The following is an 11050-nucleotide window of genomic DNA, read 5'->3' on the forward strand; positions in this document are numbered from 1 at the left end:
AGCCACAACCACCTCCCGCACTCGACATGCGGGACCAGCCTGCCGGTCCATCCAGACGATCGGTTACCGGGTCGACGTTGCGTGACGCGCCACTAAAGGTTGTCCCGTAACGCTGTCTCGGTGTGATCGATGATCTTGGTGTGGAGCAGGTGATCAGTGCGGACCGGCCGGAGTGGGTGCCGGTGTTCACGGGCTTGTCGGTGCCGGTGTTCCGCAAGCTCGTGCGGGTCGTGGCCCGTCGAGGTGGCGAGCAGACCGGCACCGGCCGGCGCTGGGGCTTGCCGCTGGCGGATCGGGTGTTGCTGGTGGCGGTGTACTACCGGACGAATCTGACGTTCCGGCAGGTCGCGCTGCTGTTCGGGATCTCGAAGTCCGCGGCGGGCCGCGTGGTGGATCACCTGGCGCCGTTGCTGGCGCTCGCGCCGGTGACCCGCAAGCACAGCCCGGACACCGTACTGATCGTGGACGGCACTCTGGTGCCCACCCACGACCGGACCATGTCCGCCTCCAGCAAGAACTACCGGTACTCGGTGAACATGCAGGTCGTCATCGACGCCAACACCCGCCTCGTTGTCGCGGTCGGCGACCCCACCCCGGGTAACCGCAACGACTGCCGCGCCTACACCGATTCTGGCGTGGATGAGCAGTGCCGGGGCGCGAACGTGATGGCCGACGGCGGCTACCAGGGCACCCCGGGGTGATCATGCCCTACCGCAAACCCCGCAAGGACCAACCGCCGCTGCCGCAATGGAAAGAAGACCTCAACACCGTCCACAAGAGCGTCCGCGCACGGGTTGAGCACGCTCTGGCGCACATGAAGTCCTGGAACATCCTGCGCAACTGCCGCCGCAAACGCGACGGCGTCTGGCACGCCACCCGAGGCGTCGCCCAGATGCGCAACCTGGCCATGACCGGCTGAACGACCACCGGCCGCAAGTGACACCGCTGTCACCCCCTTGCCCCGTCAACACTCTTGATCATTACGGGACAACCTTTAGGTCCGGACACCGCCAACTTCGGTCGGACACGACAAGTTGGTGTCCGGGCCGCCCCAACTCTTCGGATTCCGGACCTAGTTTTCGGGCCACGCTTCGAACATTGCGGATGTCTGGCGGGCGGCGGGCCGTCGCAGCGAACGATCCCGTGCACTAGGCGGCTGCGCTTGAGCCATGTCCGTCAGCAGCTCTCGTAGGCGGGTGAACTCCTTCTCCGCCCCGGCCGATCAAGTTAGTCGTCATCAAGCGATAACCGGGATCTCGTCGCCGTCGAAGGCGTCCTCGTGGTCGTCCTGCGCCTCTTCAATGGCCTCCTGGGCGTCCTGGTGAGCCTCCTGGTGAGCCTCCACGGCGTCCCCGAAGTCCGAGTGCAGCGAGGCGCTGATTGGGGTGAGGCCGATGGCGTCGGATGGCGGGGTGTCTTCGGCGGAGGCGGTGCCGGTGGCGGTCAGGGACAGGGTGGTCGCTGCGGCGAGCGTGGCCAGTGATGCGGCAATGCGATAACGCCTGTTCATCGTCTACTCCTATGTTCAGCCCTTGGAGGGGGATGTCGGAATGCGAACGGCGCGTGCCGTTCGCCATGAGGGTTGACGCCGGACGTGGTGAGCCAACCGGGGACACCCCTGAACCCGCCCATCGGGTGACGGCGTACACGCCCACGTGGCCCCAACACCCGAAAGCCTGGCCCGAAAACTAGGTCCGGAATCCGAAGAGTTGGGGCGGTCCGGACAGTTGTGTCCGTTCCGCTGGAACCTTGCGGATGGCCGACCATCGCTCAGCTTGCGCCGTGAGCTGCACCATCACGATGAGAATGGCTCAGCGAATGCGTACGGTGCGCGTAATCGTCGGCTCGTTGACGTCGCAACCGGTCCGGACGAGCGGACCAAGAGGTCGGAGCCGAATCGGCCCCGATGCCGGGCGATCGTGAACGTCCGCGAAATGGAGGACCAGCTCCGGTGCTGGCGTCCGAGCATACCGTCGGGTCGGGCCGGCGCCGAACCCCACACAGACCGCCGGTCGCCGGTGTCGAAGGCTGTTGCGCGGTTCATCCCCGTCGGCGGGTCAGGTCGTGGACGGTGTGGCCATCGAGCAGGGGGTTGTCCGGCCGCCCTTCGACGCAGGGGCCCCCGGTAGATGACCTTGCGGCGCCCAACATGCCTACGCCGGCTACCGGGTCCCGCCGTTCTACGAACTCGCTGTTGGCGAAGGTGATCGCACACGGCCGAACCGCGAGGACTTGCCTGCGGAGGATGGGCCGCGCCCTGGCGGAGTTCGACTGCGCGGGCCGTGTCGACCGACACGACATCCACCGCGGGGTAACTGGCAGACCCGAGCTTCCGATCCGGCGATTACGACCTGGGCCTGAGCCTGGGCACGACGCTCGCAGAAAGGTTCCTGCGCCATGAGACGACGGCGCGCCGAGGACGTGGGTCGAGTGGCTCAGGATGCACGCATCAGCTTGATGACCGCCTGGGTGCGGTCACTCACACCCATTTTGCAGAATATGGAATGCAGGTGGTTCTTCACCGTCCGTTCCGATATTGTCAAGGATCGGGCTATGCGTCGGTTGGACAGGCCTCCGATCAAAAGCCCGGCTACCTGCCGCTCGCGTCCGGTGAACTTCCATCTGGTGCGGACGAGGTGTTCGGCCGAACTGTCGTTGTCCGGTTTGGCGGAACTGATCTCCTCGGCCTTGGCAAGCAGATCCTGAGCGATCTCCTGGTGGATACGCGCTTGTCTGATCAATTCTTTCATCGTTGACTCCCCGGCGGTTCCGGCGGTACCACCGTTCACGGACACCTCCTGCGTCTTGACCAGCAGTCATGGCTCAGTAGCTCAGTGTAACCAATCTAGCGATCGCCCGGTGACCGCAACAGCGCCCAACCGGGCGTGGTTGACTGCACAAAGATCGCGCCTGACCGGGGGGCGAGGGGGCCCACGGACACTCCGGTTCCACCGGGCCAAGCCGCGGACGTACTGGCCGACGCGATCCAGGGCCATGCGAAAGCTGCGGCCGCGGCCCGCCCGTGCTCCCACGGGGAATACGACCCGAGAATCAGAAGGTGGGCCGAACGCAACAACGTCGAGCTCTGCCTCACCCCGACCTACGCCTCCTGGACCAACCCGATCGAAGCCCAGTTCGGACCGCTGCGCACAATCACGATGAGCAACTTCGGCCACTCCAACCGCACCGTGCTCGTCCGCAGAATCCAGGCATGCCTGCGATGGCGCAACGCCAACGCCCGCGACCTCGACGTGCTGGCCGCTCAACGCAAAGAACGAGCTCGCGTCCGCAGTGAACGTCAACAACGCTGGGCCGCCCACGGGCAGCCTGACCAACCAGGCGAACATGAGTAGGGGAGCCCGGAACCAAGTCGAAGTCCTTCGAATGCCTATCCTGGAATGCGGAGAGCCTCGTAGATCAATTTTCCCAGGTGTGGGCGAGGATGTCGGCGAAGGTATCCGCAGGGCGCGTCGGCGCGGCTCGGCGGAACCATATATAGTCGATGACGGAAAGCGCTAAAACGGCCAATCGTGTCCCCCGCTTTCGACTCTTTTCGCGCTGTCCGACCAATCGGTCACCGTCCGTATCGCAGTGGTGTCCCTGTTGGTCTAGTGAAACGGGTCGCACGATGATCTATCGCCCCGCTGCTTCGGCGGACACTTCGAATGCATTCCACCCGAAATCGGATCGATAAATTTCTACTTAGCCGGGATCCCTCCGCTCCGCTGTCCGCTTTTGGATCATGGCGCATGCTCCGAGGCTTGGGTTGCCGGGTTCATGTCCCGGATACCTAGAGTGCTGGAATATGGCTGCGTGCAGTACCGGCATCGCCTCCTGCGGCGATGCTGCGCTGTCGCAGTGGGACGAAGTCGGTTTTCTTTCGCGGGGCAGCCCGAGGAGGCCCGGTTGTGAGCGAATATTCGATATCGTCATGAATCTTGCTTCCTGCGGCCTGGTCGCAGGAGCAGAATCTAGATTCCTCCCTGTGTGGAACGCGGTCGGCGCGCCGACCGGTTCCGCTCATCGCGCGGTGGCTGTCCGCCGGATCGCGCGGTCCGTCCGCGCCAATACCCGGCGGAATGCATCTTGAAATCGCCGCAAATCTGCGGTACTGCCGGTGCGCCGAATGGGTGGCGAAGGTGGGAAGTGTGTCGGGACGTTGCTAGCGTTCGCCGAGGGCTGACATTCCGTCAGTTCGAGAAAGCGGCTCTATTCCCCCCTGATATGGAAAGGGATCGAATGTCCAAGCGTTCGACAAATCTCGGCCGACGAATCCGCATTGGCGCTCTGGCGCTGTTCACCGTCCTGTCCTCCGCGGCCGCTTCGACGGTCGCGCACCTGCCGGCGGCCTCCGCGCAGCCCTTGCCTTTGAACACCTGTGCCAGCAACGTCGACACCTACACCTTCGCGGCTGTGGTCACCCCTTCGAAGGGGATCAGGACATTCCCGCAGGACACGAGGTTCTCCGGTGACGGCGGGAACAAGGGCCGCTGCGTGACCGGGCCGCAGGGGGCGCAGCGGATCAAGCTGGAGTCCGCCTCCGGTCAAGGAGTGCTCGGCTGCGGGGTCAGCGCCGGCGTGACCGGTGACATGAAGTGGGGCTGGTACCTCGACGACGTCACACGGGTGGACACCAGCACCGTGGAGTTAGAGACGTTCGAGTTCGCCATCGTCGACCCCGGTGGCGGCGGCAGCGTGAGCAAGGTCGTCACGATCACCGGGCAGGTCACCGCCGGCGCCTACTCGCCCGGCCGCATGTCGGTGACCTACACCTCCTTCGCCGACTCGACGCTGTGCGAGTCCACCAGCGGCCTCGTGGTCTCCAGCGGCCCGGCCGACGAGGTCACTTTCACCGGCCTGTCGGCGTAACGACATCCCGCTGATCGGTCACCGATCGGGGGTTGTCCAGGCTGTCGGCCTGGACAACCCCCGATCCGGCTGCCCAAGCCACTCGTTCCCTGGCTTTCGCGGAGTCGCGTTACTGGATCTCATGCCACGATGAACGTGTTCTCGTATTCTATCGGGGTCGGCATGCCGAGCCTGCTGTGGCGGCGTTGTCGGGTTGTGGAAGATCTCGATGTAGTCGAAGATCGCATTCGCCAACTCGATGCGGGTGCGCCAGCGCTGGCGGTCAAGCAGCTCGAGCTGCATGCGTGACCAGAACGGGTGAAGTCGCGATTGACCAAATCCTTGGCGATCAGGTCAGGCTTGGCCCGCCGCCACTTCGGCCGGCCCATCACGCCGACGATTCCGGCGCGGCGCATCAGTAGTTCCACCGCGCCGTGGCCGACCACGATGCCCCGCGCCAGCCGGAGCTCCGCATGGACCCGGCGGGACCCGTAGATCCCCTGGGAGGCCTGGTGCACCTCGGTGATCAGATCGGTCAGCCAGGCGTGCCGGATCGACCGTGCCGACGGCGGCCGAGACAACCAGTCGTAGTAGCCGGAGACCGACACGTTCACCAGCCGGCAAGCGACCTTGACCGGGATCTCCTCGGCGGCCATCACCTTGACCGCCTCGAATCTCCTTTCGGGGGCACCACCTCTCGCACCAGCTCGATCGCCCGGCGTGTCGCCCGCAGCCCGGTCTCCAGCTCGATGATCCGGCGTTTCGCCGCGGTCAGCTTGGCCTTCTCGCCGCTGGTCAGCCCCTGCTCGAGTCCGCGGTCGATGCGATCTTGTCGTCGCCAGGTGTAGATCGTCTGGTCTCTGATCTCCAGGTCCCGGCCACGTCGGCGACCTTGCGGCCCGCCTCGATCAGGTCCAGCACCTTCCGCCGGGACTCCGGCGGGTATTCACGTCGTCCCATGCCATCCTCTCAGGCTGTCGTGGTGGAGACGCCGAAGCCGGCGCCGACCTCGGCGAGGGTCTCACCCTTGCGCAGGTACACCTGCACCAGCAGGGCCTGTCTGTCAACGCATCCCGACCAGGATGAAAAGCGTTCACTCGCGCACAGCGGTCTCGGTCAGGTCGAAACCCTTCGCGACCTGCGCGATCGAGCGGTCACCACGCTGGCACTGCTGGATGATCTCTGCCTGAACTCCGGGGTGAACGCACGGACAGGTCGTCGGCGCGCAGGAGACCGCCGGCGCGGGCGCGTTCCCCGTCACCGCGGCCATGGTCACCGAAACCCTGGCCACCGCGGTGTTCACCCGCACCGGCCCTGACCGGGTCGCGTTCGCGCATTCATCGTTCGCGGCGTTTCTCGCCGCCCGACACCTCGCCGCCCGCGCGGCCGGGCCAGCACCCATTCCTCGGCGTCAGCTGGAGAGCTTCTTCCTCGTCGATGCTCCCGACGAGGACACCGCAGCGATCCCTGAGCACCTGCGTGAACTGGCCGCGTGGCTGCTCGCGCACGCACCCGCGCGGACCCAGTGGCTGGCCGACGCCGACCCGGAGTCGCTCACCGCCCATACCTTCGTCGTCACAGACCCGCAGATCAGACGCATTCTCGTCGACGGCTTGCTGGTACGCGCAGAACGCATCGAACTGGCCGATCGTGCCTGGCAACACGCCCGGTGGAACCTTCACCATCCCGGGCTGGCCGATCAGCTCACCGCCGCGCTCACCACCGCTTCACGCGACCTGCACAGCCAGGACCGCCACCTCGACGAGCAGCACCATGAAGGCGGGCACTGGACGCAGCAGGCCCGCCTCACGCTGGCGCTGCGGCTATGCGCCGAGACCCGGCTGCCCGCTCTGGCCGACGCAGTGCTGGATGTGGTCGAGAACAAGGCCGTACCCGTGTCTTTGCGACAGCTGGCCGCAAGCACAGCGCTGACACTGGACACCACCCCGACCACGATCACGCGGCTGCGGGCAGTGCTGCGCGATCTGGCCGACGTCACTGACCGCCTCGGTGCGGCGGCGGTGCCCGGACACGTAGCCAACCACGATCGCGCGGCACCGACTGATGACAGCCCGCTCGAGCTGGTGGCGACGCTGCTGGGGCTGCTGTGGCCGGCCCATCTCGACTTCGCCGAGGCGGTGGTCCACCTCAGACCCGGCATGCCTAACCTCGGGATGCGCTATCGCGTCGAAGTGCATGCCTTCGCCGAAGGTGTGGCCGACGACGATGTGGCCATGCTGGTGGAGTTCACCGAGCAGACGCTGCGCGACTGGGGTGCCGTCGAGACCGACCACGACTTCGACGGGGGCCACGGCGCGGGCAGCGGCGGTGAAGGCGGTGACGGTGAGACCGCACCAGGATCGGCGGACTGGGTCTGGGTGCCGCAGCATCTGATGCACCCGACTGAGGCCGCCGAGCTGCGAACGTTCGCGCTGTCCGTAGCCGACCGCGCACTGCGTTCCCCGTCCGCCCGGTCCCTGGTCGGACGCGTCGCACGGATGCTGCTCTGGTTTCTGCGCAGCTCCGATCGGGTCCGGATCCTCGCGGTGATCGACGTCGTGCGCCAGGACGGCAGCGAGCCCGACGCGGTCCGGGACCTGCGCCGCTCCTTGGTCGAGGAGCTACTGCGCGCCGCATGCGCGGTCAGTCCCGCCTATCGCCCCTACTGGACCTACCGCGTGCTCGTCGGATGGCGCGACGCTATGCCGCAGCCGCGACGCGGCCTCGCCGACGGTCTGGAGTGGGGACACCGCAGGCGGCTGCTCGACCACGCTGACGCAGACTGGGCCTTCTCCCAGGCACGGCACCACCGGCCCACCGACCCGGTGCTGGCGGCGGCGTTTCACGACGCCGCCGAGACGGTGAGCACGCCACCCGAGCCCACGCCCGCCGAGAGCACCACAACTTGGGACGAGGCGGCCACGTTTGCCGCGGCTCAGCGCGCACGCCTCCAGCGGGCTGTCGCCGGCGACACAACAGCGTTCTGGACGCTGGTCAAACACCTGGGCGTGAACCCGGCGACCGGCCGCTGGGAACCGATCGTCGAACGCGACGTGACCGACTTCGTCGGTGCCGCTCTGTGGGACCCGCCCGAGCTCACCGCCCGCCTACGCGAGGCCGCCGCCCTCTACGTGACCCGCGAGCACGACCACCATCACAACTGGCTCGGCCTGGAGAGCCTGGACTGGCGCGCCTACGCCGGAGTGGTCGCGGTGACCGTGCTGCTCACACCGCCAACCGGAGCACACCACCACCGCCGGCACGACGCACCAGACGCACACGAGGAGCCCGACGTCCCGGATCACTGCTGGAGACACTGGGTGGGAGCACTGCTCGAGCATGCCGGCCGAGATCCCGACACCCAGCGGCTAGTAGGGCTTTGTTAGGTGCTGTTGACCTGTGGTTTCTGTGGGTCGGCTGTGGCCTGGACGGGTTGTCGGCAGGTGTGGCAGACGCCGGTCCAGGCCGCGAGTAAGATCTGCAGTTCGCGCAGGACGGCGTAGAGAGTCAGTCCTGCGCAGGGGCTTTTGGGGTGCGGCGCAGCTGTGTGCAGATGGCTTGCGCGACCGAGGCGAGGGTGACGTGGCGGTGCCAGCCCAGCCAGGAACGGCCTTCGAAGTGGTCCATGCCCAAGCCGTCTTTGAGTTCCCGATAGTCGTGCTCGATGCGCCAGCGGATCTTGGCGACCTTGACCAGGCCGCGTAGCCGGATGTCGGCGGGCAGGGTGGACAGCCAGTAGTCGGTGGGCTCCGGTTGGCCGGTCGGCCATTCCGCCAGCAGCCAGCACTCGGGCAGGCTGCCGTCGGCGGCGCGGGGAATGTTGCGGTTGGCCGGGTGGACCCGCAGCGCGACGAATCGCGAGCGCATGGCCGCGGCCGGGTTGCCGGCGCTGGTGCGGGAGCCGTGGCGCCAGAGCACGAATCGCCCGGCTGCGCGCCCGGCCGCTGTCACGAGTGTCTTGGCGGTGACGGGTTTGTCGGGGTAGGTCGTCTTCGTCGGTGGGCGGCCGGTGCCCGACCATGCCGGCGGGACCGGGGCGGTGTCAGCGGGGTGGACGCTGGTGGAGGCCGAGACCGCCAAGGCGTAGGTCAGACCGCGGTCGGTCAGCCCTTGGCGGAAGGCGGTGGCGTCGCCGTAGGCGGCGTCGGCGACCACCAGCCGCCGTGACAGGCCCCAGCCGAGGGTTTCGTCGATCATGTCCAGCGCCAGGCGCCACTTCTCCCGGTGCCGCTGGTCATCCGGGATCGCGCACCGAGCCCGCTTGCGGGCGATCTGCGCCGCCGCGTGCTCCTCGGCGGCTTTGCGTTCGTCCCAGGACTCGGGCAGGAACAACCGCCAGTCTACCGCGGCCGAGGCCCAGTCGGTGACGGCGTGCACGCTGACCCCGATCTGGCAGTTGCCCCGCTTGCCCAACGCTCCGCAGTACATCCGCGCCACACCCGGCGACGACGTGCCGTCCTTCGGGAAACCGGTGTCATCGATGGCCAACGCGTCCGGATCGATGAACTCCGCCGCCCACACCGCCAGCCGACGGCGGACCTCGGTGTGATCCCAGGTCGAGGTCGTGACGAACTGCTGCAACTGCTGATGGTCGACGCCGAGACGCTCTGCCATGGGCTGCATCGACTTGCGCTTGCCCTCCAGCAACAGCCCACGCAGATACAGCTCGCCCTTGCCTCGCTGGTCACGACGAGCGAACCCGCCGAACATCTCCGCAGCGAAGTCCTCTATCACCGGGCGAACCAGCGCCATCTCCTCCGGCCTCACCCACCAAGAAGATCACACCCGCGACACATCCAACACACACCTAACAAAGCCCTACTAGCACTGCCACGGCGCTTGAGTGTGCCGTCGTGGATCATGTTGCGTCGGGTTGCGCTCCATCGCGCAGGAAGCGGCTGGCTTCCCGGGACGACGACGGCAGGCCATCCATCCGTCACATGCTCGCTCGCGATCGACGGGCAGCGTTCCGCCCGCTGATCCGCGAAGTCACTCCCCGCCTCCTCCGCCACCGCCACCGTCACCTCCGCCGCCTCCGCCATCGCCCAAGCCGCCGCCCCAATACCCTCCGTCGCCACCGCCGCCACCGCCGCCGTACCGATTGCGGCCGTACTCGTTGCGGCCGTACCGGTTGTAGCCGTACTGGTGGCTGATCGCCTGGGCTCGGGGCGGCGGCTCGGGAAGGCCGAGAGCTTTCCTGATCATGGAGTGGGTCGTGCCGAGGAAGTTGGCGGTCCAGCGGACGTCGTGGTCGTGCCGTTCGTAGAGCACACGCACCACGACCTCGATCCTCAGCCACGCGGCGTCGCGAAGGTGCTCTCGCTTCGCGGCGAGCTCTTGCGTGGCGCGAACGTCGGCATAGGCATCTTCGAGCAGAGCTGGGAAGTCGGCTCCGTGCTCTTCGCGGTAGGCCGCGTAGAAGCGTTGCGTTTCCGCTCGCACCGACTCTTCGACACAACGCCGCCGGTCGGGATCATTCTCGTATTCCCACCGCCTGCGATTCTGCGCCTCGGCTGCGAGCTGCCGGCGCCGACCGGGCCACCACGGCAGCCGGGGCAGCACCAGGGGGTGGGCGGTCACCCATTCCGCGTCTGCCCGCGTCCGGGCGGCTTCCTCCACCTCCCGGCGCTGCTCGGTCAGCCCGAACACCCGCTCCCGGGACTTCCTCAGCGCGGCTGCTTCACGGGCGGGAACCCTCGCCTGGCGCTGCATCACCACACGCTCGGCCTTGTACAACTCGCGGAGCCGATCGTCGGTTTCCCGGGCCAGTTCCCGGGCGAACTCCTCACCAGAGATCACCGGGATTCCGTCGTCGCTGGACAAGTATTCGCCGGCCATGCCGCCATCTTGCCGGAGATGGTCCAGCGCGCTATCACTCGAGCGCACCACGGCGGCGGTCGTCAGGGAGCTGACGGGCAGAACTCCGCTCCAGCACGGAGTCGACCGTGGTGAGGTCAGGCTTCGTCCGACCGACGTTCATGCCCGTTCCGATCAGCTGCTTTCCGTCACGAGTACCCGACAAGAAGGTCATCGCGCCGCTGATGGCGCTTGAGGACACCCTTGAACCGTTGCTCGAGGAGCAGTGACCGGTGGGTAGACCGGGTTGACGAGGTCGTCGAAGCTGGATTGGTGACCGGCAACAAGAAGAACGCACTTCTCGGAACCGTCTGGCCGAGGTGATCTGCCGGTGATCGCGTAGACC

9 protein-coding genes and 2 pseudogenes are annotated in these 11050 nt (G+C 66.9%); 3 read left to right on the forward strand and 8 right to left on the reverse strand.

The features are described from left to right. Positions 1 to 140 precede the first annotated feature (140 nt). Positions 141 to 919 (forward strand): annotated as a pseudogene (locus BMW88_RS31210) (transposase). A gap of 318 nt (positions 920 to 1237) precedes the next feature. On the opposite strand, the gene BMW88_RS31215 reads toward BMW88_RS31210, so the two are convergent. Continuing rightward, the gene (locus tag BMW88_RS31215) at positions 1238 to 1510 is read right to left on the reverse strand and encodes a hypothetical protein (protein ID WP_089957715.1); all 273 of its coding nucleotides are present in this window, start codon (positions 1508 to 1510) and stop codon (positions 1238 to 1240) included. A gap of 925 nt (positions 1511 to 2435) precedes the next feature. After that, entirely contained in the window at positions 2436 to 2750 is a 315-nt protein-coding gene (locus BMW88_RS31225; protein WP_089957720.1) for a response regulator transcription factor, read from the reverse strand. 1489 nt (positions 2751 to 4239) lie between these two features. Here BMW88_RS31225 and BMW88_RS31235 point away from each other — a divergent pair. Then, the gene (locus BMW88_RS31235) at positions 4240 to 4869 is read left to right on the forward strand and encodes a hypothetical protein (protein WP_089957722.1); all 630 of its coding nucleotides are present in this window, start codon (positions 4240 to 4242) and stop codon (positions 4867 to 4869) included. A gap of 119 nt (positions 4870 to 4988) precedes the next feature. Here the strand turns inward: BMW88_RS31235 and BMW88_RS31240 are convergent, their stop codons facing one another. From BMW88_RS31240 to BMW88_RS42310, 4 genes and pseudogenes are all read right to left on the reverse strand, one after another. Continuing rightward, on the reverse strand, positions 4989 to 5504 hold the full coding sequence (locus BMW88_RS31240) for an IS3 family transposase (RefSeq protein ID WP_143116348.1): 516 nt from the start codon (positions 5502 to 5504) through the stop codon (positions 4989 to 4991). A 139-nt stretch (positions 5505 to 5643) separates the two neighbouring features. Continuing rightward, complete coding sequence (locus BMW88_RS42305; RefSeq protein ID WP_177221495.1) at positions 5644 to 5808, reverse strand: hypothetical protein; 165 nt, start codon at positions 5806 to 5808, stop codon at positions 5644 to 5646. Positions 5809 to 5823: 15 nt separating this feature from the next. Further along, positions 5824 to 5910, reverse strand: a pseudogene (locus BMW88_RS41255) (transposase family protein); the annotation flags it as partial. 31 nt (positions 5911 to 5941) lie between these two features. Next, positions 5942 to 6118 carry a hypothetical protein gene (locus BMW88_RS42310; RefSeq protein ID WP_177221496.1) on the reverse strand — a complete coding sequence of 59 codons (177 nt, stop codon included), beginning with the start codon at positions 6116 to 6118 and terminating at the stop codon, positions 5942 to 5944. Here BMW88_RS42310 and BMW88_RS31250 point away from each other — a divergent pair. Then, entirely contained in the window at positions 6117 to 8234 is a 2118-nt protein-coding gene (locus BMW88_RS31250; RefSeq protein ID WP_089957728.1) for a hypothetical protein, read from the forward strand. The two genes, BMW88_RS42310 and BMW88_RS31250, sit on opposite strands and share 2 nt — an antisense overlap. Positions 8235 to 8355: 121 nt before the next feature. Here BMW88_RS31250 and BMW88_RS31255 read toward each other — a convergent pair whose 3' ends face one another. Next, complete coding sequence (locus BMW88_RS31255) at positions 8356 to 9615, reverse strand: IS701 family transposase (protein WP_425434709.1); 1260 nt, start codon at positions 9613 to 9615, stop codon at positions 8356 to 8358. A 222-nt stretch (positions 9616 to 9837) separates the two neighbouring features. Beyond that, a complete protein-coding gene (locus BMW88_RS42920) occupies positions 9838 to 10686 on the reverse strand; it encodes a hypothetical protein (RefSeq protein WP_218148284.1) in 849 nt (282 codons plus the stop codon). Between the last annotated feature and the right edge of the window lie 364 nt (positions 10687 to 11050).

It is taken from the genome of Lentzea xinjiangensis (assembly GCF_900110955.1).
Classification (GTDB): Bacteria; Actinomycetota; Actinomycetes; order Mycobacteriales; family Pseudonocardiaceae; genus Lentzea; species Lentzea xinjiangensis.